The sequence below is a fragment of the Nostoc sp. genome (genome assembly GCF_036917615.1).
Taxonomy (GTDB): domain Bacteria; phylum Cyanobacteriota; class Cyanobacteriia; order Cyanobacteriales; family Nostocaceae; genus Nostoc.
Window position 1 is genome coordinate 34,302 of record NZ_JBALCZ010000068.1, and the last position, 26,166, is coordinate 60,467.

Here is a 26,166-nt window from a genome sequence, read left to right on the forward strand (position 1 = left end):
TGTAATTTACCAACTTTTAAAGACATATTCAAACTAAAGTTGGTAAATTATGGATTAGTTGAGCTAATTCTTCCGCAGACAACTATGCCATTGGATTTATCGCCTCTTTGGATATCACTCAAAACTTCATTACTTGCTACATTTATCACCTTCTTCTTGGGTATCGCTGCTGCCTACTGGATGCTGGGATATCGTGGCAAAGGTAAATCGTTGATTGAGGGTATCTTTATTGCGCCTCTGATTTTACCGCCCACGGTTGTCGGCTTCTTGTTGCTGCTATTTTTTGGCAAAAATGGCCCTGTAGGGAAACTCATGCAGGCTTTTGACTTCAGCATCGTCTTTACTTGGTATGGTGCAGCGATCGCAGCTACTGTAGTTTCTTTTCCTTTGATGTATAAAACTGCACTTGGAGCCTTTGAACAAATAGATGGTAATCTGCTGCGAGTAGCCAGAACCCTTGGTGCAACTGAAGCCACAATCTTTTGGCGCATCAGTTTACCCCTAGCACTACCTGGCATTGTAGCCGCCACAATGCTCGCTTTTGCCCGTGCTTTAGGAGAATTCGGCGCGACGTTGATGCTGGCTGGTAATATTCCCGGACAAACGCAGACAATCCCAATGGCGATTTATTTTGCTGTGGAAGGGGGAGCAATGAATGAGGCTTGGTTTTGGGCGATCGCAATTATGGTGATTTCTCTATCTGGAATTATTGCAGTCAACTTCTGGCAAGAATTGAGAGAAAGGAAGAGGGGAGCAGGGGGAGCAGGGGGAGCGGGGGGAGAAATTCTTTATACTCCGCACTCTAGCTTTGAATCTGGTGGATTGTTTGTCAACATTGAAAAAATACTTCCTAGCTTTCATTTAAAAGTTGCTTTCACTACTGATGAGCAACCCTTGGGATTGTTAGGGGGTTCTGGAGCAGGTAAGAGCATGATTTTGCGCTGCCTTGCGGGGATAGAAACGCCCACAATCGGGCGGATAGTTTTAAATGGTAGAGTCCTGTTTGACTCGGAACAAAGAATTAATTTACCCAGTCGCGATCGCCGCATCGGTTTTTTAGTGCAGAATTACGCTCTGTTTCCGCACATGAGTGTGGCGCAAAATATCGCTTTTGGCTTGCCCAAAAACCTATCTGCTGGGAGTATTCGGGTGCAAGTAGAGGAGCAACTAATAGCAATGCAGTTGCAGGGATTAGGCGATCGCTATCCGCACCAACTTTCTGGGGGACAACAACAACGGGTAGCCTTAGCAAGAGCATTAGCAAGTCAACCGGAAGCATTACTTTTAGATGAGCCATTTTCGGCACTCGATACCCATCTGCGTAGTCAATTAGAGCAGCAAATGACAGAAACTCTAGCTGGCTATCAAGGTGTGACTCTATTTGTCACCCATAATATGGAAGAAGCTTATCGGATTTGCCCAAATCTGTTGGTATTGGAGCATGGTAGAGCCGTTCATTATGGCAGCAAATATGATATTTTCCAACATCCTGCTACTGTTAGTGTCGCCCAACTCACCGGATGCAAAAACTTCTCCCGTGCTGTTCTCCAGTCATCGCAACAGGTGGAAGCGACTGATTGGGGTTGTACTCTGCAAGTAATTGAACCTGTCAAAAGCGAATTATCCCACGTCGGCATTCGTGCCCATCAGTTCATTTTTACCAACGACTCATTACAAAAAAATACCTTTCCCTGCTGGGTAGTACGAACCAGTGAAACGCCTCATAGAATGACATTATTTCTCAAACTACATTCAGCTGGCAAGAATTCTCAAGATTATCATCTGCAAGCTGAAGTCTTCAAAGAAAAATGGGCGACTATGAAAGATCAACCTTTTCCTTGGTATGTGCGTTTAGATCCTCTGCGGTTGATTTTGATGCAATGAACGCAGAGATATATGTAACAGAGGGTGTTGCATAAAATGCTTGTGGAGGGTTGGGTTAGACTACAACCTGAAAATCGTCAAACTATAGTTCACTATGAAACAAGAATCGCATTGGCTAAAAGGCGATCGCGAAGACAAGCGTGTAGAATGTGTTAGTTAATAGGGTAGGCATCTTTCACTTAAATCCCTATTGTGTAAGAGGTTAAGATGGTACAGACACCCGCCAGTCCAGAAACCGAAACCCTATTGATTGAGTTGCCTAAGACGATTGGGTTGTACGTCACCCAAGAACAGTTTGCAGCTCTAGCAGCAGCCAACCGAGATTTGAGACTGGAAAGAACCGCACGTGGAGAGTTAATTGTGAACCCACCAACAGGCTGGGAAACTGGAGAACGCAACAGCAGCCTCACTGGACAACTATATCGCTGGTACGAAGATTCCGAAGATTTGGGTAAAGCCTTTGACTCTTCGACTGGCTTCATTTTACCCAATGGTGCGACTCGCTCCCCCGATGCCTCTTGGGTGAGCCGAGAACGTTGGCAGGCACTTACTCCAGAACAAAAAGGAACGTTTCCTAATATCTGCCCGGATTTTGTTGTTGAGTTACGCTCTCGCTCAGATCGGCTTGGGTCTTTGCAAACTAAGATGAAGGAATACATTGACAATGGCGCTCTGCTGGGCTGGTTAATCGATCCGCAGCAGCGACGGGTGGAAATTTATCGACCGAGATTAGCAGTGGAAGTGTTGGAGAATCCGACTGAGTTGTCCGGTGAAGCGGTGTTACCGGGTTTTGTGTTGAATTTGCGTCGGGTGTGGGATTGAAAATTGAATATCTCTTAAATGACATCTGCAATCTGCCAGGGGAGTGTCACTTTCATCCTTTGGTTTCCCCAGTCAATCCGACTTCTTTGCTCTAAAGATACGCGCTTAAGAAACACTGCTTTGGGCGATCGCTTCTCTGTTGGTGCAACAGGCTAACAAAAGTGAGAATGGTGATTTCTTCATATTCTTGCATTTTTTGCAGCTCGCGATTCGGTTAAAAAGGCTTTGATTCAAGATGGATGGGCGATCACTAAGGAACCTGTTGTGGATTGGTCTGGTAGCGATCGCGCTTTCGACAACTTCTACGTTGCCTCAATTCAAAGAAGAATAGATGGGCGATCGCCTTTGAGGAATGACGACAAGAGTAAGGCCAAGACTGGTTTAAGATTGCTCGCATTTCCCGCAAACAGAAAAAGCGCTTACAGTTAACCAAAAACAGCCTTATTTACACCATAGCTGGCAATTACCTTAATATGTCAATCCTCAAGACCCAGAACTAGTTCGCCTATACCGAAGAAACCAATTTCGATCAATTTTAAAATTAATATCTCATCGATATTAGCCCAAGGAGTAGTCATGCGCTGGGCATTCCAGAAAGAGTTGGCGATGGTCGAGGTGATAGTTTTGGTATCCCTCTTATAAAACAAAATGCCAATAGTTGGAACAAAGCCAGCAACACCAAGGACAAAATCAAGTTCCTTTGTAATATTTTTCCATATTATCATAACAACAGTGCCGTTGTAGGTGAAGGTATCAAGCACTTTTTGTACACCAGTTAAACCATAAACTGTTTCAGCTACTACCCTTGTCCACGTTTGCTCTGAAGAAGTAATAAGTGAAGCAGTAATACTAAACCCGGTAGTTGTGAAAAAACACGCAGTATGCAGTCCATTGAGTACTGCAGTGGGTGGATTTGTTTTAGCTTTTATAGTGGTCAAACACATAAAACACATACTGCTGAAGTATCCAAAAAATTCTAGAATTATAATTGTTGTCGTAACCATGGTATTCTGCTCACTTTCATCTATGGTTTGGAGTTCGAGTGCCTTAGCAGGTGCGGCAGCAGTGTCAGATGCTAGAAGGAAAGCCTGGTTATCTGTGGTGGCAGCACGCAAATTTGGCTCATTGAAAATTTGCTGAAGTTCCTGCCAGTTTTTGGCGTTGATAAGCCTATCAGTAAAAGAATTATCAGGGTAAGGAGCATTGTTATAAGCGATTTTATAGACAAGAGTAGATGGAATGGCAACTACTAAGCATACGGCATCAAGCAAGCTTAACTCGTCATCGGCAATCTCCTTGTAAACCGATGAAATGACAGGGATATCGATAGGTGTATCTAGAACTGTCAAAACGCCTTCAACAAGGATTTCCATGACCTCGATAGATGTAATAACAATATTTTTTACACTCTCTATTAGCAGATCCCCAAGAACTGCAATAATGCGTTTAATAATCTCACCTACTGAAAGATTTTGGATCAAATGCAAAATCTGTGACTGTAAGGTGTTAAAGGCATTTTGAAAGGTATCATCCTCTGCTTGGATCGCTTTTGAGAGTTCCTGCATCAACTCTTCTAGCTGAGAACTAGTGCCGGTTGTCGCAGTTATATTAGCCGAAGCTGAATCTGCATTGTTATTCAGATGGTAAATACCCCAGTGGGATTGCGGATCGTTTTGACCAAGCATCTTATTGTTTGAAGCTGATATTTCGCTGAGGTTACCAGGAGTTGACTCCAGTCCCGCCCACTCCTTGAGACGTTCTTCAACATCGTCAAACGCTCCAGCAATATTGGTCTTATATGTGTCGATTTGCTGGACACAATTTACAATGTATTGCTTGATGATGTTCTTAATAACTTTATGTGTGCGTACAATATCATCCCACTGGAATAGGAAACCAAGCCACTTGATAAGATCCTCAATGAAAACCTTTATTTTATTGAAAACGAACTCGATGGCATTGACTACATCATGCACGCAATCCAGTACAAAGCGGTAAAGCTGCCCGCCAAGTTCGATGAAGAAGTAATATACATTATCTCCAACGTTGACAAAAAATTTAGTCACATCTTTATAAGCATGTTTCAACCAGTCAAAAAAGTCACCAGCAGTCGTTTCTATAGTATTCCCAATATCGTTCAATTGTATCGTGGGAGAGGAAACCCCCATCAAAGATGTTGAGGAATTTAACTGCAAGCCAAAATGCGACATTGCTGTGGCTCCCTCATAATATTGAACCCGATCAGAGCTAAATGACATCCCCCAGATAGTATCTGGACTTACAACAAAAGACATTGGGCTGGTTTTTCTCACAGCGGACGTTTGAGGGCTACTTACTGACTTCAGAGAGCCATCCTGTGGCATTTGAGCGGAGATATTCACAAACTGCTGCAATGCTGGTGCGGTGCTATCAACATCCTGCTTGGATGTACCTTGTGGTATAAGTTTTTGAGTGCTGCCATCAGCGTTGGTAACACTGACATTTGCGAGATCGTCCCCGTTTTTCACGCCAGACACGATATCGACAAGCTTTGTCATTGGATTCACATCAATCTTTGTATTATCAGCTTTTAATTCAAGGTGATAGCAAACAGCAACCAAGCCCTGTGTTTCCTGAATAACAGTAATAATGCCTGTTACATCCGTAGTGATATCAATAGGTATGTCTGGCGAAAGAATGTGATAGACATTATTCACATAGACACTGCACTGACTCGTGGAAATTATGGAAAGTGTCGCTTCAGAAAGTGGCAGGTTATCATCACCCGTAAGTTGAATATGAGTGCTGAAAGTGTTGTATTCCACAACATCGTTAACATTGGGGCTTGGAAGGAGAATGTTACGCTGTTGCCAGCTAGTAGTTTGACTATCCTGAGAAAGCTGAATTAACTCCTGTCCCTGAGTATGAGCAAAAATCACACTATTGGCGCTATCCTGATTCAGGAACGACGCGAGCTGCTCGACACCACTCAAAATAGGAATCGGATAAGACCAAGCTGTTGTAACTCCTTCCTGCCCTTTGGCACATCTAGAGTAAAAAACATCACCTTTCTGATTTAAGCCCCAGACAATAGTATCGTTACTAGACTGATGAGCGTAGAGCTTTTGTGTACCAGCGAAGATGGCATTATCCACGACTTTCATCGCTTCGCCAAAGTTGAGCTGTTTATCCGGCGTAAATAGATAGAGACCATCTTTCGCAGCAATAAAGAGATTGGTATGATTTTGATCGTCTACCGTGAGTGTGGCTAACTTTGTTGCACCATCAGGTGCCTTCATCTTTATAATGGTTGGTGGGCCAAACATTGACTGCATGGGAATGAAATCAATTGTCAAACCACCATTGAGACTGGTTAGCTGGTACAACCCAGCATAGTAGGAAGCCGTTGGTTGGCCGATAACCTGCCCTAGTACAGCGTCAAAGTTCTCTGCGGTTTGTAGAACAGTCCAGGCATTATTCCCACTCAAATTTACCGTATAGTTTTGGAGATATCCTGTAGTTGTACTGGGGATTTCGGCAACGAGTTGAGTGTCTGATGACTCTTTTTGCGTCGGAGTCAGATATATGTATGCGATACTAACAGAGTCCAGCGGATGTTGTGGATCATCATAGGGACGCGCAAGCCAGTTTCTGGCAGTTGAGGAGTTTAACCAGCTCGCATCAGGTGCATTGGAAAGCGAAGAAAGAACATAGAGTGTGTCTGAAGTTTCTCCATCAGCACGGACAACAAGTGCAATTGTAATATTGCCATTCTCATAGTTTTGAGTTACTGCAAAAGTCTGTGCGGCAATGACCTTATTACCATGAAATACACTCAACTCAGAACTAATATCTATAGCTTCCCAACCAGTTTTAGTACCTGATTTTTCAAGAGTTAGATTAAATACTTTGTTGTCTCCAATAGAGAAAAAGATTGTATTGCCGTTTGCCTGTTGCAAAGCTTCAAAAAGCGATTGTGCTGGTAATACCGAAGCCGCTTTTTGGTTTTTCATCAGTTCAGTAGAAACTTGAATTTTACTCATTTAACTTCCTCCGGGAGTTTATCAATTATGCGTTAGGGTTGAGATAAGTGATGTTTGTTGCCAGATCCTTGTTATTAGTAAAGGTCGGGTCTTTAAAGCTGAAAGTCTTCCCACCAGGGAAAACAAAGTGATTGGCTTGATTTATCGTCTGCTTCAGATTAGGAACTATGCTGCTTTCAATGCTGCCCTGGATTTGTCCCCGCAGATCTCCAAGGTTTTGCGTGTAAGACTGCATAAAACCACTTAAGGATTCCAAAAATTTTTCCCACCATGAGGTGTCATGTTGCTCAACCACGGGAGGTCTGTTGAAGTCCGGATTTACTACCTTTAAGTCCAGCTGTCCATTATTTGAAGCATCCATATAAAGCTGTAAATCTACTGACCAGTTGTAGGTAGTATTCGGCATATCTACTTCGGATGATGAATGACTGCCAGCAACCTGCGTATAAGTGCTACCATTAGCCGTTATTGAACCAGAAATTGTGATTTTATCACCGTTGAAATAAACATTTGTTGTAGAACTATACTGTCCAGACACTTGGAATGTATATGGTGCATATGGCGGCCCAGTATCTGTATTTGAAGCAGGTGGTGGATTGTAAGAATAAGATGCAATTAGTCCCGTTTGAGCGTCAGAGGTTTGGTTAAATGTGTGATCCGATCCAGGATTTAACTGAATAACTACGTCATAAGGCGGACTTTTCGCACCATCTGCTTTGCAATATATAACAGGGCAAAGCGTTTTTAGAATAGGATTTAACTGTTGCACAATAAAGGCAGCAGAGAGTTTATTTTGGATCGCCATTACACCTTGGATATCTTCATCATCAACCCAGTTAAATCCAAAAGTCGTTGGAACATTTGCAGGCGGCAGATAAAGCATATATATAATAAATGCAGTTTTACACACCCAAATTGTAAAGCGTATAATAAATTAACAAATGCAGTGGCAGCACATTCCATCATTTTCGCGTCATCGCTCATCATCTCACACGCCATTGCAGTGCGAGCGCACATTTTTGTACACAGCATACAAGTGTCCCATGAGCTCAGAACCGCTCATCATAACGAACCGCAGAGGGCGCAGAGAGAAGAAATTAGTGTTAGGATGTGGGTTGTAGGATTACTTAGAGTTTGAGTAAGCGATCGCTCGCTGTTTGTAATGTCTCAGGTCTTTTGCTGAAGCAAAATCTGATTAATGAATGTCCTTTTTCTGGTTGGCTGAAAAAGCTGGAACCAGGAACTACGGCAACACCAATATTTTTAATTAAATGATAAGTAAATTCAACATCAGTTTTGTAGCCAAATTTGGAAATATCTGCAAGAACGTAATAAGCTCCTTTGGGAACGAAATAGGGAATGCCAACTTGATCTAGAATCTGTAAAATCCTGTCTCGCTTCTGGTGATAAAGTTTGGCTAGTTCTTGATAATAGGATGGTGGCAATTGCATGGCGGCAACTCCGGCTCGTTGCAATGGTGCGGGAGCGCCAACAGTGAGAAAATCATGGACTTTGCGAATCGCTCCCGTTAATTCGGGGTTTGCCAAAATGTAGCCGACTCGCCATCCAGTGACGCTATAAGTTTTGGATAAACCGTTAATGGTAACGCTGCGTTCTTCCATTCCGGGAAGGGTCGCTAAGGCAATATGTTGAGTGCCGTCATAGAGAATATGTTCGTAAATTTCGTCTGTGAACGCTAACACATCCCACTTTTGACAAAGTTCAGCAATTAGGGTGAGTTCTTCATGGGTGAAGACTTTACCTGTGGGGTTGTGGGGTGTGTTGATAATAATAGCTTTGGTATTGGCATTGAAAGCTTGACGCAACTGTGCTTCATCAAATGTCCAATTGGGGGGATGCAGTGTCACGTAGCGGGGTTTAGCACCAGCTAAAATCACATCGGGGCCGTAGTTTTCGTAATACGGTTCAAAGATAATTACTTCGTCACCGGGATCGACTGTCGCTAGCATCACAGCTGCCATTGCTTCTGTGGAACCGCAGGTAACGGTGATTTGGGTTTCGGGATCGATATCTAAGCCGAGATACCAACGAACTTTGTTGGCGATCGCATGACGAAATGGGCGATCGCCCCAAGTAATGGCATACTGGTTGACATCTGCCTCTATTGCTTCGTAAGCTGCCTGTTTCAACTCCAAGGGACAGGGAAAATCGGGAAACCCCTGCGCCAGATTCACTGCACTGTATTGCAGTGCTACCCTTGTCATTTCTCGAATCACCGACTCTGTAAACTGGTCTGCCTTCGCTGATATTTTTTGGCGCTGCATCTGACTCACCCCTATACCTCCGTTGATCTCTATTGCAGTTATGCGGGAATTTCTGTAAACCAAATAAAATTCATAATATCGATAGATTTATCGTAGTATACTCAAATTCCAGATCCAGAGAGAATGCAACCTTATAATCTATATACTTAATTATTGATATTAATAGTCAATTATTGAAGTAGTGATCCAGAATCATCATGAAATCTTTGCACCGTCCCGATCTATATAGCTGGTCTAATTTCAATCCGGCAAGAAATATTGATTTCAATGGGATTGCCTGGATTCGCCCAGATGGCAACATCTTGATTGACCCAGTAGCCCTATCAAACCATGATTGGAATCATCTGAAATCCCTCGGTGGTGTAGTTTGGATTGTGCTGACGAATTCCGAGCATATCAGGGCAAGTAAAGAAATTGCCGATCAAACCTATGCTAAAATAGCTGGCCCTCTGGCAGAAAAAGACACTTTCCCCATACCTTGCGATCGCTGGCTGTCTGATGGTGAAGAATTTGTGCCAGGACTTAAGGTGATTGAACTCCAAGGCTCGAAAACTCCCGGTGAATTGGCTCTGTTATTGGAGGAGACGACTTTGATTACAGGAGATTTAGTCAGGGCACGCAAAGCAGGTAGCTTAACTATATTGCCAGATGACAAGCTGCTGAATCGAGAGGAGGCTGTTGCTTCTGTTCGCAGGTTGGCTCAACTGAGTCGGGTAGAAGCAGTGCTGGTGGGGGATGGTTGGCCCGTTTTCCGCGATGGACGCGATCGCTTACAGGAACTTGTAGCAACGCTGTAAATGCATGGGTAGCACAGCTAGCTGTGCTACCCTACAGGAGATTGTGGTTTAAATAGATGAAAAAGGCTATAGAAAAAATTGTAATGTGAATATTACAGGCTGATGCAAGTTAAGACAAGCTTATAATAGCGCCTGGATTTGACTCTGTTTAATTATCAGGAGCAAAGCGCGATTCTCCTGTGGAAAGGCTGCGCGATCGCGTGCAGAATATTTACAGTATTGTCTAAAATTATGGATAATTCCCCAGTGGTCGCTCAAGCAGATGCATCCTTACCAAATTACACTCAGGAAAATATACGAATAGTGGAGTCAGCAGTTGGATCGAATTCACCACCGAAGCAAAAGGTAGGAACTGACTTTGACTCTCGCATGATGCTGCGGTGTTTGTCACTTGCTCGCCGCGCTTTAGGACGTACTTCGCCAAATCCGCTAGTGGGAGCGGTGATTGTCAAGGATGGCGAGATTGTCGGCGAAGGGTTTCATCCTCGTGCAGGTGAGCCTCATGCAGAAGTGTTTGCCTTGAAGGCAGCAGGCGATCGCTCTCGTGGTGCAACAATCTATGTCAGCCTCGAACCTTGCAATCACTACGGACGGACTCCCCCTTGTTCGGAAGGCTTGATCCAAGCTGGGGTGGCAAAAGTGGTGGTGGGTATGGTTGACCCCAATCCACTGGTAGCTGGCAGTGGTATTGCCCGTTTACGTGCGGCGGGGATCGAAGTGTTGGTAGGAGTAGAAGAGTCAGCTTGTCATCAGCTAAATGAAGCTTTTGTGCATCGCATTCTCTACAAACGACCTTTGGGAATTTTAAAATATGCCATGACTTTAGATGGCAAAATTGCTACTACCTCTGGTCACAGCGCCTGGGTGACAAGCCAAGAGGCCCGCACTGAAGTACATCAACTGCGGGTGGCTTGTGATGCAATAATTGTCGGTGGTAATACAGTCCGCCAGGACAATCCTTACTTAACCAGCCATCAAATCGGGGCACATAATCCCCTGCGGGTGGTGATGAGTCGCCATCTCAACTTACCGGAAAGTGCCCATCTGTGGCAAACTGCGGATGCTCCGACTTTGGTGTTGACACAGGAGGGTGCTAACCCCGATTTTCAAGAACTGTTGCGAAAACTGGGAGTGGAGGTGGTGGAATTAACATCACTTACACCAGATAAGGCAATGGCGTACTTATATGAGCGGGGTTTTTGTAGCGTGTTGTGGGAGTGTGGTGGTACTTTAGCTGCTAGTGCGATCGCTCAAGGAGCAGTGCAAAAAGTTCTAGCATTTATCGCCCCGAAAATCATTGGTGGTAGTATTGCTCCTACACCTGTGGGCGATTTAGGGTTTACTACCATGACAGAAGCGTTGTCTCTAGAACGTGTTCGTTGGCGTGTAGTCGGCTCTGACTGCTTAGTAGAAGGTTATTTTCCCCAAAAAAGACAATAGTCAACAGTAATAACACTTCACTATCAATTAATTTATCGTGATTTTGCTATCATGAACACTGACGTTCATGGGCAATATCACGTATAAGGGTTAGCCGAGATTGAATGTAGTGGCACAGATAATCAGTTTCGTTAGAATCTAACAACACTTGCGTTTCGGTTTGTTTCACTAACCACTGCACCAAGCTAGCATCATCCAGTTGCAAGAGGAGCTTGGCTTGTGCAGTTTCAACCACTGACCAAAGCTGACGCATAATTGTAGGAGTCATCAGACCTCAATTCAATAATTAGCTTAGTTGTCTTCAGATTACACAATTTTTATCGCACTTGACGACATAAATGTAGAAGCTGAGACAAGTATTATCAAAAACTTAATAATGGTATTTATAACTTTATGAAGATTAAGAATTGAAAACTCAGTTTTAAAAATTTGTTTTTGGGCATTGGGTATAGCAAAGACAGATTTTCAAGACTCAGAGGATGTTTTAGAAGGGTATTTTACTTTCATAATAATCACAGCAAAGAACCTCAGTAGATAGCTGAAATCTTGATTTGTCTTTGTAGTTGACCCAAATCAAAAGGGCAAAATTATATCTTTCAGGACTTTTAAAAGAACCTCTTAGTATGCACAGTTCATGATAGCTTATTATTATACTATTATTTTTTCTGAGGAAATCGGATGTATTTCATGGACTATTTTCAAAAACTGAGATTTTGCCCGGTAAGCAGACCAAATTAAAATTGCTAAAGTCTGCCAATTCATTAATATAGAACTATTTTGAGTCCCTAGCGCGACGGCGATAATTATAAATCCAAATATAACCAGACCAACCAGTTGATGGGGTAAATCTTTTAACCACTCACTATTAGTCAAACGATAAACAAAGTAGGGTATCCAGCGACTAATCACTTGTGCTATGAATAATATCGCCCCGATGATATTGGTTTTTGTCACTACCAGAAAGCTAAAGTACTTATAAGCTTGCAATATAAAGTAAAGCCAAATTCGTGTCTGTTTATCAACATGGTTGTAAGCATAGAAAGTCACTCGTACTACCAGGAGTAGACCGATCCACAATGCCATATTAGTTAAAATTGTTACTAAGTCGAGGGCACCAACTTCCGAAGGAAAACTCTTATCACTTGATATGACTTTAGTCAATTCCAGAACAATTAGTCCGAGAACAGCGAAAATTACAGACCAAAGCCAAGCCTGCCATACACTGATTCGGTTCTTATACTTTTGGTAGGTTTTTGAAAGCGTTGGTTTTTTCTCAAACCGTTCAGCAACTATGTCATTTTCCACATAGCCTAGTTCATAGATGCACCAAAAAGAAAGTATTAAAAAAAGCATACTGATGGCATGAAGAATTGGTTGGCTATTCACCAAACTCAAACCTAGTATCAAGACCACAAAATCGTCTAATAATATTTTTTTGACAAAATATCGCTCACCTGGTCGCTTCGCTCGCTCTAGATACAAAAACGGAATATAAACATCAGCCATAGCCGAAACATACTTTGCTTCTGGCCAAATAACTAAGCATGGAGTTGCCACAGATGCAAGTAATTGATTATCATCATTTGAGTCTGTGATTGCAATCGCACGGGCAATTTCATTCTCACCCAATAATGCTGTCACCAAGAAGTGTTTTCCTCGCTGTCGATCTATAGCTCCCTGCCAAAATCGACAAGCTATGACATCATTAAAAGTTATGGGTAGGTGTTTGCACAGTGAACGAACAATGAAACCAAACCCTTGGGTGGTCAGTATTACACGGGAATTTGCATTCTTAGTGAGTGCTCGGATCAGGGTAGTGTTCCCATAGGCTTGAGCTAGCTGTTTAGTTCGCCATTGCCACAAAATTATAGTCCAAGGAAAAAGTAGGGTTGCGACTAAAACCCGCATCCAATCTCGTGACACCTCTCCTTTGATTTTCCCTGGTAACCAATTCCACGGTTTGAGAAAATTCAACAAGGTGAGCAATAACCACCCAAGTACGCGGGGTTGTAATGTGTTAAGATACTCTTGCGTTGAATTGCGAAGGAAGAGAGTTTCATCTAAATCTACTAGGATAAGTGTACTATCTGGTGCTGTTTCAATGATGTTTAGTACCTCTAGTACAGAAGTTTCATCGATTAGTATATTTATCATAAATCTGATCTCTTAATGCATCAGGAATTTTAGCAGGTTAAGTAGATATAATTGTGTATTTAAGAATACATATTAATTTTGCTAAAGTATAAAGATAGTAAGAATTCTTGCTGTAGCGCCTAAATTTATTATCACTATATATTTACCACTACCCTTGATATTTCCCCAAAAGATATGGCTACATTGCCTTATGCAATTTTTCAGTTCCGTTGATCTCCCAGGAAATTAACACCTTTTGGCTGTCGATGGACTGACAAAATCATGTAAATCTACATCCCAAATGCTGATGTAAATAAAATTACATTGTTGGCGGATAATCTGACCTTTAACTGAGCCATTCTTAAAACTAAAACTATCAGACTGTCCCTGTTGTACGTTTTTAAGTCCCTGCTTAATTTCTTCAGTGGCTTGCCCATCTAACATTCCATTCAAGGTAGTCTCCATTACCTGTGGGTCTACCGATTGGGCAAAAGATACCTCAGTTTGACGCAGCACTTTAGAATTACGATCAAATAAGTAGCCAAGGTCAATTTTGTCTGGCACTAGTTTGTAAACGACAGCACGGGTCTTGCCCCATGCGCCTTTTAAATCTTGATTTGGTTTGTTGCCGAGGGTAGCTTCTACGGCGCTTCTTGGTGTACCTGTAGGAAATGCGGGAACCCTTTGGCTGCTGGTAGTGACAGCTAATTTGCTAGGCGGCTGATCGTTGTTTTGTGGTGTGGAACGCACTTTTGGTATGGGAACTGCAATATTCTCAGGTTCTGACTGTGGTGTGGATACTGCTACTGGTGCTGGAGTATCTGAAGTTACAGGCTCCTTTTCTAGCGGTGGTGTGAATACAACTGGGGGATTAGAGGTTGGCAAAGGATCAGGAATTACTCGCGGTTTTGGTCGTGAGGTTGGTACAACTGCAACTGGAGAAGTTTTGGAAGAAACAGGCGATTCGGGAGATGTAGGAGTGGAAGGCAAAGATTCTGGCGATGGGGTGGGACTTGTGGCAATGGTTATTTCTGGTTGTTGCTGACGAGTGAAGCTAGAAATTGCGACTGCACCAAGCAAGCCGCCTACCAGCAAACTACCAACAATCACAGCAGGTTTCTGCCAGTTTCCACCAGAGGAAGACCTGGCGATACCTTCGGTGAGCTTCGCTAACGCAGAATTTTTTTGCGGGGAATATAATGGCTGGATTCGTCGAGTCGATGTAGCACTGGGAGAAGAAATGACTGTGGAAATATTTGCAGCGAATTCAGGAGGTATATTAGTAGCAGACTGCAAGGCGTGTAGCATTTTATTAGCAGTGCTGTAGCGATCGCCAGCATGAGGCTTAATTGCCTGATTAAGTACCGCCGCCAATTGGGAAGAGACGTTAGGGGCGTACTGCTGCCAAAGTATTTCCCCAGTTTTCAGATCAGTTAGTAATTCTTGTGGGTGTTTGCCAGTCAGCAGATAAATCGCCGTTAAGCCTAAGCTGTAGATATCAGTGGCGTAAACTGGGCGTCCAACGGCTTGTTCGCTAGGCATATACCCAGGCGTACCAATCACGAGCGATTGCGTAGGATATCCTGGTGACTTCACCACTGAACGGATTGTTTCTTTGACTGCACCAAAATCAATCACAACTGGCTTGCCATCAACAGAACGGAGAATGATATTATCTGGCTTGATATCCCGGTGAATAATGCCTTTGCTGTGGACATAATCTAAGACTGATAGCAGACTCAATAGAATTTGCCGAACAGCAGTTTCACTCTCAAATCCTTTAGCTTCGACAATTTTTCTCAAGGTTTGGCCGTGAATCCATTCTTGAACGAGGTAAAACTGCCCGTTCTCAGAAAAGTAGGCGTAGAGTTTAGGAATTTGGTGACTACTTTCACCCAAATACTCCAAGGTTGCAGCTTCTCGTTCAAACCGCTGTTGGATAAGTTGGTAGGTTTGCGGGTCATTATTGGTTATCGGTTTTAGTTGCTTGATCACACAGCGGCGGCGAGAAGGCATATGGACATCTTCTGCTAGAAAGGTTTCGCCAAACCCACCAGCGCCGATTACTTGGATAATTTGATAGCGATTGTTCAGCAGGGTTATTGTCATGAAAAATTACAAGCGTAGACAGCCAGTGCGGAGCCGGAGACTTCCTGTCTTCTTTGGGCTTGTCGTCAGACATCGCCCTTTCCAAATGTACATCAGATGAGTTGATGAGTTATGGACAGTTAATTGAGAACGCCATCTGTTCCCAATAGTTTATTGGTATGATGGCGTGAATTCGTTTAGCGTAGGCCTAGCCCGTCGTAGACATGGCTTTTTTAGATAGAGAGATTACTTAATACCGTCACCATAAAAAGTCTATTTCCGACCCTTTTTTGCGGTGACGTGTACTAAGTGAACTCTATAGTCTCAACAAACTCTAAAATACTCTGCTTAATGTCTTCGGCTTCTTCTTGAACCGAATCGGGAGTTTCGCCCTCAAGAAAGCTCTGCTGACTACTAACTATATACAAAAATTCACCACTGATAAAGGTGAGCAGTCCCCGGTACGCATCTAATCTGATCGCAGTTCCATTATTTTCTTGCTTAGAAATCGTCGAACCTTTGGGCATATCGATTAACACATAGTAAGCCCCTCGCAAAGTATCTTCTAGATATTCGCTATATTCCACAGAAGCATCTGGTACATTGGCAAAAATCGCTTGGGGTACATACTTGTCTACTAAGATTGTTTGTAAATATTCTTCTTGTCCAACAGACTCCAGTTCCTCTAACTGTTCCAGAGGGAAAGGATAATAATCGATTCTCAGCAAAGTACCAATGTCATCAGAAAAACCAACTACTCCTTCCTGACTTTGAATTCTACCGCCTTGGTGCGGATCAACCGGAATCGCCACCGTAAAATTACCTAAGGGTGATTCATAGGTCTGTTGACTAAAATCTTCTATGACTACTGTTTCATCTTCGTCGTCTGCATATTCTTCCTCTGCTTCTTTAAAGGCGGCAATTACCTCTTTAATGATTTCGTGTGCTTCTTCATCCTCAAGTTCCAAGGCTGCTTGTAGCTTTTTGAGGTAAGCTTGTTTCGGTTTCGGGATGGCGAGATCATCGTCTAAAAGCACTATCACCCCAGCTGCAAAACCATCCAGCACTAATTCATCAGAAAGAGATACTTTGGCGACATTAAACAAAGGCCCAATTCCCTCTTCTTCGGCAATGTCTATGAGTCTATCAACTATTTCTGCGATATCATCTTCTGAGTATTCCTCGAAGACCTCGAATTCCCAGAGGATACCCGCTAAATTTTCTGCATCTACATCTTCAACGGATGAATCAGCGATCGCAGTGACAGTTGCGATCGCCGCCACCGCTTCCTCTGGACTTAGTGATTCCTCTGATGTCTTTGGTGAGTTAAAAACCAAGTCATATTTTGTCATAATTGCTACCTAAATTAATTCTTTGATAGTAATAACAGATTGAAAGTGACAATGGTCAGTTTACCAATGGAGCGAATCTTCTAGAGAAAAAGTTGGCTAATACATATTTTACTCAGTATTGCTCAGGTGTAACAAAACTTTATTGATAGCTAATTTCCAGCGCTAATTAAGCCTTGCTGTAATCCAACTCCACAAACTCCTGACTTACCATATTATGATTTGAGACAAACTCCGAAGCGATCGGCGATATTTTCGTAAAAAACTGTCTTCTCTTCTCTACCTTGGGCTGCGCTAACGAGACGCCCAAGGGACGCAGCCTCTTCTCTACCTTGGACTACGCCAACGAGTCTGACGCTACACACAGTCGCTCTAAGCGTTGGCGCAGCCTCTCGTTGGCGTTAGCGTCTCCAAAGGAGAAGAGAAGCCATGCCGCAGGCTTTACGCAACGCTTACGAGCGTCACCCGTCCCTTGCACGTGCTTTGTCAAAAGAAGGGTCAGGACTTTAGTCCTTGATTTGAGCGTTAAAGCGCTCACTACAAAGCAAGCATTCTTAACTTCACAGAGTAGTAGTAATTGACAGGGCGAACTTGATCGAGGTTGCATTCAATAGGGTTACTAACCAGGGATTGACTTTGCAGTGTAAATTCTGGTTTCACATCTAAGAGGATGTCTGAGAAGTATCAAATATTTGTTGATCCCCCCTAACCCCCCTTAAAAAAGGGGGAATAAGAGTCTCAAAGTCCCCCTTTTTAAGGGGGATTTAGGGGGATCTCCAAGGGTTAGGTGTATAAAAAAACTTTTCAGACATCCTCTAAGGAGTTAAGGTGTTCTAAAATCCATCGTCGAATATACACTTAAACACTAGCTAGACTCAATATTCACCGCAAGTCACTTTGACTAGATGTTGTAAATTTTTGTTAGGAAGCCATTACCGTTAATAACTGCTATATTGCTTGATTTTTATCCTCTAGCGGATGAATTATATCTACCGATCGAATTAGAAACTAGCTAGCGATAGATACCTATACCGTGCGCCGGATGTCACAATCCCAAAGTTTGTAGTAACAGACAATACTCGAAACGTTGTACTGTTGATTCTACAAATATGAATTTCATGAAATTTTGAGTTTTTTATGGTACAAACCCCTCCATCTCAGTTTTCACCAGATCAATACAAAGTTGATTCTGCACACGAAAAAGTACAAGCTATTATAGAAACACCACCATCAGAGACTGAGATTGACCTAGAGTTTCTTTACACTAGAGATATTGAATTTCGTCAGGAAACCATTTACTTTCTTGTGGTCGATCGCTTTTATGATGGCGATCCAGATAACAGCGAAGGTGCAAACTCAGAACTGTACGATTCAAGTAGACAAGATTGGGGTAAGTACTGGGGTGGCGACTTGCAAGGTGTCATCGATAAATTAGATTATCTCAAAAATATGGGGGTTACCGCCCTTTGGTTAACTCCACTGTTCGAGCAGGTTGAAGAGTTATTTGTTGGCAATGCAGCGCTACATGGCTATTGGACAAAAGATTTTAAGCGGCTCAATCCTCGCTACATTGCTGAAGGAGAGAACCCTTCTTTAAATGTTACCCAGGAAGAAAAAAATACGACCTTTGATCGGTTAATTACAGAACTGCACAAGCGGAATATGAAGCTGGTGCTAGATATTGTCTGCAACCATAGCACACCTGATACCAGCGGTAGCAAAGGAGAATTGTATGATGATGGCGTGAAAATTGCTGACTTCAATGATGATGTCAATAATTGGTATCACCATTATGGCGAAGTGCAAAACTGGGAAGACGATTGGCAAGTACAGAACTGTGAACTATCTGGTCTAGCAACCTTCAATGAGAACAATACTGAATATCGTGAGTATATTAAATCAGCAATTAAACAATGGCTAGACCGGGGTGTAGATGCACTGCGGGTGGATACTGTCAAGCACATGCCTATCTGGTTTTGGCAAGAATTCACTGGTGATATGAGCAATCACAAACCAGATGTATTTATTTTTGGTGAATGGATTTACAGTAATCCTACTGACGATCTCTCAGTGGAATTTGTTAACCACTCAGGCATGACACTTCTAGACTTTGGGTTGTGTGTGGCAATTCGAGCCGCACTGGGGCAAGGTTCAGAAATGGGATTCCAAACAATTCAATACATTTTTGACCAGGATTATCGCTATAACGGGGCAGCAGAGTTAGTCACTTTCATCGATAACCATGATATGTGTCGCTTTCAATCGCTGAACCCCGATCCAGGGATGCTGAAGGTTGCGATCGCCTTAATTATGACATCTCGTGGCATTCCCTGCATTTACTACGGTACAGAACAATATCTGCATGACGACAGCGATGGCGGTAACGATCCATACAATCGCCCGATGATGGAAAGTTGGGATACCGAGAGTGAGATTTATCGTTGCATCAGGCTGTTATCTGGCTTACGGCGACTAAATCCCGCAGTGTCAATGGGTAGCCACTGGCAAAAATATCTCACCCCCGACATTTACTGTTATGTGCGCCGCTATCGTGACTCCTTATGTTTTGTTGCTTTGAACCGGGGAGGAGAAGTTACTCTACCAGAAGTAGAAACAGAATTGCCCGATGGAGAACATACCTGCGTAGTGACTCGCAATAAGTATGAAGTGAAAGATGGTAAGATTTATGACTTAGTACTAGAAGAACGCGGAGTGATTGTTTTCAGCCACGTTGGGGAACGGATAAAAGCACAGACAATTGTGCGCGTTCAACTCAATGGCGTGGATACCCAACCCGGTGAAATCATTGTGGTAACTGGAGATTGCCCAGAGTTGGGTAATTGGGATATCGGCAAAGCATATCCCCTAGAGTACATCAACTCGAATACCTGGTCTGCTGAGATTCCCTTTGATGAGACTGCTAGTAAGCTGATTGCTTATAAATATGCCATGTGGCGGGAAGGGCGATCGCCTCTGCGGGAAAATCTGGTAAATCGCCGCTGGGTGATTGCCAAAGAAGGTACCGTTAAATGGCGTGATACCTGGGCATCGGGACGGGAGTCTTAGAAATTTCAGATAAACAATCAAGTGTGAAGGAGCAAAATTTTCATCCTTCGCACTTCATTGAATGTAAATTGATAGCGCTTTTCCTAGCCTGCGGATAACTCCGTTGGAGAATTCGTAGAGTAGCCGCTACCTATGTATGCAATATTATAATTTCTAAATGCCTCTTCAATATATTTTAGTTTATAGTGATCATGATCACACCATTTTATAAGTAAAAATAGATAGTATCAAGCATATAAACACCTAATAACTGTTAAAAGGAGGAGCTAAAAGGCTCTACCTTTTACAGAATAAAAGGATGCATGAGACCTTTATTATCACTAAACTCACCAGTTTTTAATTCTTACCAAGTCATCTAAAAAAATGAGAAAAAGGTAAATGGTAATGCTCGAACTATTAGAAAAAAATCAATCAAGTGCTAGAAAAACAATAAAATTTAAAAATGAAATTTTAGCACGAGTTCAAGATCGAAAGCCAGAAACTTTAAATGCCGAAATAAAATTTTACAAAACTGAATTACTTCCCTATTTTATAAAGTTGAGCCAAGATAATCCTGCTTTCAGTGTAACAGAGCAATTACGGCTTTTAGTGGGTGTTTGGACACCAATCTGGTCTACCATATCGTTTCATGAAAGTTTACCAAAAAGAATACAAGAGCAGTCCTTCCAAATTTTCCAGCGTGATGGTTACTGTGCCAGTATAGCTCGCTATATACTGGGAAAAGAGTCGTCTTTATCCCAGAATTTTGAATCAAATTTACCAGCTTATGATTTTATGGTGATCCAAAAATATGGAGTTCTAAATGGTAAATGGGGTCTTCAAAACATTGATAGATTTCAAGCTTTTAAAAATAAAGAAATTCCTCTAACTTTAGAATCAGTTTATAACTGGTTTACTAATGTAGTTAACACTAAAGTCAAACTGAATGCGTCAAAACTGGCTTTGCCTAAAACTGTCAACTTAGAAAATCTAGAGATAAATCATGCTAATGAATTTCAAAAAACATCCTTAGCAACTTCTCAAGTGTTTGAGAATTTATATATAGATAATGACTGGCGACTTGTGAAAACTCAAACAGATGCCTCACATCTACCTAATTACACAATTGCTGTGAGGAGGCAATAAAGATAATAATTTCTGCAAATCGAAAAGTTTTTGGAAAATGCCAAGTAAAATACTCAATTTAAAAATAAGCAAAACCAAAAATCCTCCTCTTCGTTGAAAAAATACTTTATTGAAGCTGTAAAAGATGAGCTTTCTAAGTTAGGTAGTTAGGCTTTATTCCTTGGGACTTGGTAGAATGACGCGCAGAGGCTCGATAGCAGGAAAACCTAGTCTATGTGTATTGTCTATTTCTCTTAGTCCAGAAGTAGAAGCCCAATCTGAAAAAGCTGCACAAGAGGGGCAAGATGTAATACCAATTCTGGATGAAGATGCGCCATGAGGAACGAACCGCATACTCCTACGGAGAAGCAAGCTACGCGTAGCGTCTTGTAGAGTTGGACACAAAGAAAGAAACAAATAAGAAGTCAACAAAATTTAGCGCCGCCTCACAAAGAAATGGTATAAGTCTTGTTGCTGCTGAACTGCTAACTCGTATTCTGGAGTGGGAGTTGCAAGACTTAAAAGAAGCGATGCCTATGGTGCGAGTGAATGATTAATATTGCACGAACAAGAGTGCCAGCTGCCGAGTTTCGGATCGATTCACTATTTAAGACAGATATTCCACCTTGTAATGCCATTACATCAATAGACATCTGGGAAAATTAATTATGCGTTCACTCAAACCCTTGTAGAGACGCGAAATTTCGCGTCTCTACATTCTTTTCTGGAGATGTCTAATTGGTGAATGCCTCAGCTACCTGTTTGATCTAGACAACGATCGCCAAACGCTTGTTCAACTTTTCCACCGCAGATATAACGCCTTAACTTTTGGGCGTGTATTCATCTTCGACATTGCTTAGAAAGGACAAGTGAACTCTCCGGCGTGGGTTTCCAAGTTGAAACAACCCCTAGTTATGAGCAATACGTTCTGCCAAAGGATCATGTAGTATTCATAGCAGGCAAACTAAAATCATAAATACCTGATCTCAAATCCAATATCTAATTTTTTTGCTATGGTGATCCCAAAGGAATTGTTAAGTGTTTACGAGGTGTCAATCAAGTGATTAGTTGATTATTTGGTATATTAAGCTATAAGCATACATAAATAATTTATCTAGAAAGTGCATCTATTTTGTTACTTCTTGGGTTGGGCTATACGCATTTCGATATCTTCCAACGTTTGTAACAATAAACGAGTTGCCTGCAATTTCCAACCCCATTTCTGAATTCTGTAAGCTAATACAGTCCCAACTACAGATGCTAATAAGCCTATGGGTTGATTTAAAGAAATTCCCAATAACAAACCTAATCCAGCGATTCCCCAAAATGGTAAGGCTACTGCTTGTCTTTGTTCTTCCACAACTTGGGTAATTATATTAGATTTCATAGTAGCGAGTAATGCCTCTTTAACTTGCTGCTGTTCTGTTGCCGATACTGTTAAACCTATTTTACGGCGCAGTTTTTCAATTTTACGGGCATCAGTGCTGTATTCAGTTAGCTCATCTTCTGCCATTTTCAGCAGTCGTTCTAGTTGCACCATTGGGGATTGCTTCAGGTATTTAGATATACCCATTATCTCGAATAATTGTTATTTATAGACTATAGTTTGCAATTTAATTGCACAATCCAAAATCACTTCACTGGCTGCAAAATCTAAAATTGAAGATAATAAAAATATACTAGGGGTTACGCACTGATCGAATTGAGTATAAACTTTAAAGGTAATATTTATGGCTACTGTATCTAAAAGCACTTTATCTGTATCTGCCAAAGAGCGATCGCTCATCCTGTGGTTTGATGAAGTTGGTATTGCTGATATCCCTGTAGTTGGTGGGAAGAATGCCTCACTGGGAGAAATGATTCAACAGCTAACGCCTAAAGGTATTAATGTTCCCACCGGATTTGCTACCACTGCCTATGCTTATCGTTATTTTATTCAATCAGCAGGGTTAGAAATAAAGTTACGCCAACTGTTTGCAGATTTAGATGTTGAAGATGTCAAAAATTTACGAGAACGGGGAAAAAAAGCGCGATCGCTATTAATCCACACCCCATTTCCTGTAGAATTGCGGGAGGCGATCGCTAAAGCTTATCAGAGTCTTTGTGAGCGATACAACGCAGAGACAGATGTTGCAGTCCGTTCCAGCGCCACCGCTGAAGATCTGCCCGATGCTAGTTTTGCTGGACAGCAGGAAACTTACCTCAACGTTGTCGGTGCCGAAGGAGTTTTAGCAGCTTGTCATAAATGCTTTGCTTCCCTATTTACAGATCGCGCCATTTCTTATCGTCACACCAAGGGATTTGACCATTTTAGCATTGCTCTGGCTGTGGGCGTGCAAAAAATGGTGCGCTCTGACTTAGCAACCTCTGGAGTGATGTTCTCCATTGATACAGAAACCGGTTTTAAGGATGCGGCACTGATTACAGCCGCCTACGGTTTAGGGGAAAATGTTGTTCAGGGGTCTGTAAATCCCGATGAATACTATGTTTTTAAACCAACTTTAAAAGCGGGTTTCCGCCCAATTATCGATAAAAAGTTGGGCAGCAAAGAACTGAAAATGATTTATGATGACGGCTCTAAATTTACAAAAAATGTATCTGTTTCGAGCAGTGAAAGAAGTAAATTTGCCCTGAGTGATCAAGAGATTTTACAACTTGCAAGTTGGGCGTGTTTAATTGAAGACCATTATTCCCAAGTCCACGGCATTTACACTCCAATGGATATCGAGTGGGCAAAAGATGGAATTACTAACCAACTTTTTATTGTGCAAGCACGTCCCGAAACCGTCCAGTCACAGAAGACGGGAAATGTGTTGCGGAGTTATCGATTGTTATTGGGGAATAAGGAATGGGGAATAGGGAATGGAGAAAAGTTTTTCCAATCCCCAATTCCCACTCCCGAATCCTTAATCCCTCTTGTTATCGGACGGGCTATTGGAGAAGCAATTAGTCAAGGAAAAGCACGCCTAATTTTAGATGTTCACAAACTCGACCAATTCCAAGTTGGGGAAGTTTTGGTCACAGAGAGAACTGACCCCGATTGGGAACCGATTATGAAACGCGCCAGTGCAATTGTCACCAATTCTGGTGGCCGCACGTGTCATGCAGCGATCATTGCGCGAGAATTGGGTGTACCTGCGATCGTGGGATGCGGCAATGCTACGGAAATCTTGAAACCTGGTCAAGAGGTAACAATTTCTTGTGCTGAAGGGGAAGAGGGAAAAGTTTATGCAGGCTTATTACCTTTTGAAGTTAAAGAAGTCCCCTTAGAGAACTTACCCCGCACCCGCACTCAAATTTTAATGAATGTGGGTAATCCTCAAGAAGCGTTGAGTTTATCCGCAATTCCCAACGATGGCGTAGGTTTAGCACGGACAGAATTTATCATCGCTAACCAAATCCAAATTCATCCAATGGCGTTGATTCACTATGACTTGTTAAAAGATGAATTTGTGAAAGCTAAAATCGCTTATATTACCGCACTTTACGACGATAAGCCGCAGTATTTTGTAGATAAATTAGCCCAAGGTATAGGTAGAATTGCAGCGGCATTCTATCCCAAACCAGTGATTGTCCGAATGTCAGATTTCAAAAGTAATGAATATGCCAATTTGTTAGGTGGACGACAGTTTGAACCCCATGAAGAAAACCCAATGCTGGGTTGGCGAGGAGCGGCACGTTACTATGATCAAGGCTACAGGGAAGCTTTTGCCCTAGAATGTCATGCCATCAAGCGGGTACGGGAAGAAATGGGTTTGACGAATGTTATTCCGATGATTCCCTTTTGTCGTACTCCCGATGAAGGGCGTTTGGTTTTGGCAGAGATGGCAAAAAATGGTTTAAAGCAAGGTGTTAACGACTTGCAGGTTTACGTGATGTGTGAGTTGCCTAATAATGTAATTATGGCTGAGGAGTTTGCTGAGGTATTTGATGGTTTCTCGATTGGTTCCAATGACCTCACTCAGTTAACACTGGGGATAGACAGGGATTCGGCATTGGTGGCACGGTTATTTGATGAGCGCAGTCAGGGTGTGAAGCGAATGGTGAAAATGGCCATAGAAGCGGCGAAAAAATGCGATCGCAAAATCGGCATTTGTGGACAAGCACCCAGCGACTATCCAGAATTTGCCCAGTTTTTGGTTGAACAAGGAATTGACTCGATTAGCCTAAATCCTGATTCAGTTTTAAAGACAATGCTAGAAGTGGCAAAAGTCGAGGGTACTAATTCGTAAAAGGTCGCTCCACCTCTGACACTGTTCTGGGGTACTCAGTTGAGGCAAAGTCCAATGCAAGCGAAACGATACAAGTGGTCAATCGCAAATCGCAGCATCAGCCGCGCAAAATGTAACATTATTGGTAATAGTGTTACATCTGTCTTTTTGCGATAGTTCCGCCGGTGCTTTTAATGCCAGCTTTGACGCTGATATCTAGAGTTGCTGTTCTTGCCGGACAGAACACATACCCAAAGCAGAAAATTGGATCAAAAGGAGAAATCACCATGACCCTGACAATGACACCCACTATTACCGCCTTTGAACGGTCGCCTGATGGCGGCAAGGGACTGGCGCGTGACATGCGCGTTCGCTGGGCGCTCGAAGAAGTGGGCCAACCTTACAACGTTCGTCTTGTTTCGTTCAGTGAGATGAAGCAACCCCCGCACCGTGCGCTTCATCCTTTCGGGCAAATTCCAACCTACGAGTCAGGTGATCTCGCCCTGTTCGAGTCGGGAGCGATCGTGTTCCATATCGCGGAGGGCCATACAGGGCTGTTGCCAGACGATGCGAATAGTCGAGCGCGAGCAATCACATGGATGTTTGCCGCACTTAACACGATGGAGCCGCCAATCGTTGATTGGGGAATCGCCACGTACTTAGAGCGCGATCAGGCCTGGTACGAGCAGCGCCTGCGTGTCGTCGAAGGTCGCGTCCGTAATCGGCTCTTAGAACTTTCCAGTCACCTTGGAGATGCCGACTGGCTTGATGGCGCATTCAGCGCAGGCGACCTGATGATGGTGTCAGTGCTGCTCAGATTGAAAAACTCGGATATGCTGGACGACTATCCGAATCTCTCTACCTATGTTGCCCGTGGCGAAGCGCGGCCCGCCTTCAAGTGTGCTTTCGCTGCTCAATTAGCGGTTTTCACTGGCAAGCAACCGAATTAGTGAAGGCAGATATAC

Annotated in this window: 20 protein-coding genes; 12 read left to right on the forward strand and 8 right to left on the reverse strand. The window is 42.7% G+C overall.

What is annotated here, in order from left to right; translation table 11 throughout:
• The first annotated feature begins 84 nt into the window (after nt 1-84).
• From modB to V7K85_RS23605, 4 genes are all read left to right on the forward strand, one after another.
• On the forward strand, nt 85-1,884 hold the full coding sequence (modB, locus tag V7K85_RS23590; RefSeq protein ID WP_334817068.1) for a molybdate ABC transporter permease subunit: 1,800 nt from the start codon (nt 85-87) through the stop codon (nt 1,882-1,884).
• 207 nt (nt 1,885-2,091) lie between these two features.
• Complete coding sequence (locus tag V7K85_RS23595; RefSeq protein ID WP_334817070.1) at nt 2,092-2,706, forward strand: Uma2 family endonuclease; 615 nt, start codon at nt 2,092-2,094, stop codon at nt 2,704-2,706.
• 18 nt (nt 2,707-2,724) lie between these two features.
• Nucleotides 2,725-2,862, forward strand: a complete 138-nt coding sequence (locus V7K85_RS23600; RefSeq protein ID WP_334817072.1) for a hypothetical protein — start codon at nt 2,725-2,727, stop codon at nt 2,860-2,862.
• Between the two features lie 69 nt (nt 2,863-2,931).
• Complete coding sequence (locus V7K85_RS23605; RefSeq protein WP_334817074.1) at nt 2,932-3,135, forward strand: hypothetical protein; 204 nt, start codon at nt 2,932-2,934, stop codon at nt 3,133-3,135.
• A gap of 47 nt (nt 3,136-3,182) precedes the next feature.
• Here the strand turns inward: V7K85_RS23605 and V7K85_RS23610 are convergent, their stop codons facing one another.
• The 3 genes from V7K85_RS23610 to V7K85_RS23625 all read right to left on the reverse strand — a co-directional run bounded on the left by V7K85_RS23610 (nt 3,183) and on the right by V7K85_RS23625 (nt 9,013).
• Nucleotides 3,183-6,728, reverse strand: a complete 3,546-nt coding sequence (locus tag V7K85_RS23610; protein WP_334817076.1) for a hypothetical protein — start codon at nt 6,726-6,728, stop codon at nt 3,183-3,185.
• Between the two features lie 25 nt (nt 6,729-6,753).
• On the reverse strand, nt 6,754-7,611 hold the full coding sequence (locus V7K85_RS23615; protein WP_334817078.1) for a hypothetical protein: 858 nt from the start codon (nt 7,609-7,611) through the stop codon (nt 6,754-6,756).
• A 244-nt stretch (nt 7,612-7,855) separates the two neighbouring features.
• Nucleotides 7,856-9,013 carry a pyridoxal phosphate-dependent aminotransferase gene (locus V7K85_RS23625; protein ID WP_334817080.1) on the reverse strand — a complete coding sequence of 386 codons (1,158 nt, stop codon included), beginning with the start codon at nt 9,011-9,013 and terminating at the stop codon, nt 7,856-7,858.
• Nucleotides 9,014-9,210: 197 nt separating this feature from the next.
• On the opposite strand from V7K85_RS23625, the gene V7K85_RS23630 reads away from it, so the two are divergent.
• Complete coding sequence (locus V7K85_RS23630) at nt 9,211-9,810, forward strand: MBL fold metallo-hydrolase (RefSeq protein WP_334817082.1); 600 nt, start codon at nt 9,211-9,213, stop codon at nt 9,808-9,810.
• Nucleotides 9,811-10,041: 231 nt separating this feature from the next.
• Nucleotides 10,042-11,250, forward strand: a complete 1,209-nt coding sequence (gene ribD, locus V7K85_RS23635; RefSeq protein ID WP_334817084.1) for a bifunctional diaminohydroxyphosphoribosylaminopyrimidine deaminase/5-amino-6-(5-phosphoribosylamino)uracil reductase RibD — start codon at nt 10,042-10,044, stop codon at nt 11,248-11,250.
• Between the two features lie 49 nt (nt 11,251-11,299).
• Here ribD and V7K85_RS23640 read toward each other — a convergent pair whose 3' ends face one another.
• From V7K85_RS23640 to V7K85_RS23655, 4 genes are all read right to left on the reverse strand, one after another.
• Complete coding sequence (locus V7K85_RS23640) at nt 11,300-11,518, reverse strand: hypothetical protein (RefSeq protein WP_334817086.1); 219 nt, start codon at nt 11,516-11,518, stop codon at nt 11,300-11,302.
• Between the two features lie 380 nt (nt 11,519-11,898).
• Nucleotides 11,899-13,404: a haloacid dehalogenase-like hydrolase gene (locus V7K85_RS23645; RefSeq protein ID WP_334817087.1), complete on the reverse strand. Its 1,506-nt coding sequence runs from the start codon at nt 13,402-13,404 to the stop codon at nt 11,899-11,901.
• A gap of 225 nt (nt 13,405-13,629) precedes the next feature.
• Nucleotides 13,630-15,492 (reverse strand): serine/threonine protein kinase, encoded by a 1,863-nt coding sequence (locus V7K85_RS23650; protein ID WP_334817089.1) that lies wholly within the window; start codon nt 15,490-15,492, stop codon nt 13,630-13,632.
• Nucleotides 15,493-15,776: 284 nt separating this feature from the next.
• The gene (locus V7K85_RS23655; protein ID WP_334817091.1) at nt 15,777-16,823 is read right to left on the reverse strand and encodes a hypothetical protein; all 1,047 of its coding nucleotides are present in this window, start codon (nt 16,821-16,823) and stop codon (nt 15,777-15,779) included.
• A gap of 1,134 nt (nt 16,824-17,957) precedes the next feature.
• On the opposite strand from V7K85_RS23655, the gene V7K85_RS23660 reads away from it, so the two are divergent.
• The 4 genes from V7K85_RS23660 (at nt 17,958) to V7K85_RS23675 (ending at nt 21,547) form a co-directional block, all read left to right on the forward strand.
• A complete protein-coding gene (locus tag V7K85_RS23660; protein ID WP_334817092.1) occupies nt 17,958-19,886 on the forward strand; it encodes an alpha-amylase family glycosyl hydrolase in 1,929 nt (642 codons plus the stop codon).
• A gap of 384 nt (nt 19,887-20,270) precedes the next feature.
• Nucleotides 20,271-21,011, forward strand: a complete 741-nt coding sequence (locus tag V7K85_RS23665) for a hypothetical protein (protein ID WP_334817094.1) — start codon at nt 20,271-20,273, stop codon at nt 21,009-21,011.
• A gap of 175 nt (nt 21,012-21,186) precedes the next feature.
• Nucleotides 21,187-21,330: a hypothetical protein gene (locus tag V7K85_RS23670; RefSeq protein ID WP_334817096.1), complete on the forward strand. Its 144-nt coding sequence runs from the start codon at nt 21,187-21,189 to the stop codon at nt 21,328-21,330.
• A gap of 55 nt (nt 21,331-21,385) precedes the next feature.
• Nucleotides 21,386-21,547, forward strand: coding sequence for a hypothetical protein (locus V7K85_RS23675; protein ID WP_334817099.1), 162 nt, complete (start codon nt 21,386-21,388; stop codon nt 21,545-21,547).
• A gap of 578 nt (nt 21,548-22,125) precedes the next feature.
• Here the strand turns inward: V7K85_RS23675 and V7K85_RS23680 are convergent.
• The gene (locus V7K85_RS23680) at nt 22,126-22,530 is read right to left on the reverse strand and encodes a hypothetical protein (protein ID WP_334817458.1); all 405 of its coding nucleotides are present in this window, start codon (nt 22,528-22,530) and stop codon (nt 22,126-22,128) included.
• Nucleotides 22,531-22,720: 190 nt separating this feature from the next.
• On the opposite strand from V7K85_RS23680, the gene ppsA reads away from it, so the two are divergent.
• A complete protein-coding gene (gene ppsA, locus V7K85_RS23685) occupies nt 22,721-25,222 on the forward strand; it encodes a phosphoenolpyruvate synthase (RefSeq protein WP_334817101.1) in 2,502 nt (833 codons plus the stop codon).
• A 266-nt stretch (nt 25,223-25,488) separates the two neighbouring features.
• Nucleotides 25,489-26,151, forward strand: a complete 663-nt coding sequence (locus tag V7K85_RS23690; protein WP_334817103.1) for a glutathione S-transferase family protein — start codon at nt 25,489-25,491, stop codon at nt 26,149-26,151.
• The last annotated feature ends 15 nt before the right edge of the window (nt 26,152-26,166 follow it).

What these genes read in the sequence shown, in the direction of transcription:
- V7K85_RS23640 (WP_334817086.1), bottom strand. Translation starts at nt 11,518, where the DNA reads ATGACTCCTACAATTATGCGTCAGCTTTGGTCAGTGGTTGAAACTGCA.
- V7K85_RS23615 (WP_334817078.1), bottom strand. Translation starts at nt 7,611, where the DNA reads ATGCTTTATCTGCCGCCTGCAAATGTTCCAACGACTTTTGGATTTAAC.
- V7K85_RS23670 (WP_334817096.1), top strand. Translation starts at nt 21,187, where the DNA reads ATGACGCGCAGAGGCTCGATAGCAGGAAAACCTAGTCTATGTGTATTG.
- V7K85_RS23655 (WP_334817091.1), bottom strand. Translation starts at nt 16,823, where the DNA reads ATGACAAAATATGACTTGGTTTTTAACTCACCAAAGACATCAGAGGAA.
- V7K85_RS23600 (WP_334817072.1), top strand. Translation starts at nt 2,725, where the DNA reads ATGACATCTGCAATCTGCCAGGGGAGTGTCACTTTCATCCTTTGGTTT.
- V7K85_RS23630 (WP_334817082.1), top strand. Translation starts at nt 9,211, where the DNA reads ATGAAATCTTTGCACCGTCCCGATCTATATAGCTGGTCTAATTTCAAT.
- V7K85_RS23665 (WP_334817094.1), top strand. Translation starts at nt 20,271, where the DNA reads ATGCTCGAACTATTAGAAAAAAATCAATCAAGTGCTAGAAAAACAATA.
- ribD (WP_334817084.1), top strand. Translation starts at nt 10,042, where the DNA reads ATGGATAATTCCCCAGTGGTCGCTCAAGCAGATGCATCCTTACCAAAT.
- V7K85_RS23625 (WP_334817080.1), bottom strand. Translation starts at nt 9,013, where the DNA reads ATGCAGCGCCAAAAAATATCAGCGAAGGCAGACCAGTTTACAGAGTCG.
- V7K85_RS23610 (WP_334817076.1), bottom strand. Translation starts at nt 6,728, where the DNA reads ATGAGTAAAATTCAAGTTTCTACTGAACTGATGAAAAACCAAAAAGCG.
- V7K85_RS23645 (WP_334817087.1), bottom strand. Translation starts at nt 13,404, where the DNA reads ATGATAAATATACTAATCGATGAAACTTCTGTACTAGAGGTACTAAAC.
- V7K85_RS23660 (WP_334817092.1), top strand. Translation starts at nt 17,958, where the DNA reads ATGGTACAAACCCCTCCATCTCAGTTTTCACCAGATCAATACAAAGTT.
- V7K85_RS23650 (WP_334817089.1), bottom strand. Translation starts at nt 15,492, where the DNA reads ATGACAATAACCCTGCTGAACAATCGCTATCAAATTATCCAAGTAATC.
- V7K85_RS23680 (WP_334817458.1), bottom strand. Translation starts at nt 22,530, where the DNA reads ATGGTGCAACTAGAACGACTGCTGAAAATGGCAGAAGATGAGCTAACT.
- ppsA (WP_334817101.1), top strand. Translation starts at nt 22,721, where the DNA reads ATGGCTACTGTATCTAAAAGCACTTTATCTGTATCTGCCAAAGAGCGA.
- V7K85_RS23595 (WP_334817070.1), top strand. Translation starts at nt 2,092, where the DNA reads ATGGTACAGACACCCGCCAGTCCAGAAACCGAAACCCTATTGATTGAG.
- V7K85_RS23690 (WP_334817103.1), top strand. Translation starts at nt 25,489, where the DNA reads ATGACCCTGACAATGACACCCACTATTACCGCCTTTGAACGGTCGCCT.
- modB (WP_334817068.1), top strand. Translation starts at nt 85, where the DNA reads ATGCCATTGGATTTATCGCCTCTTTGGATATCACTCAAAACTTCATTA.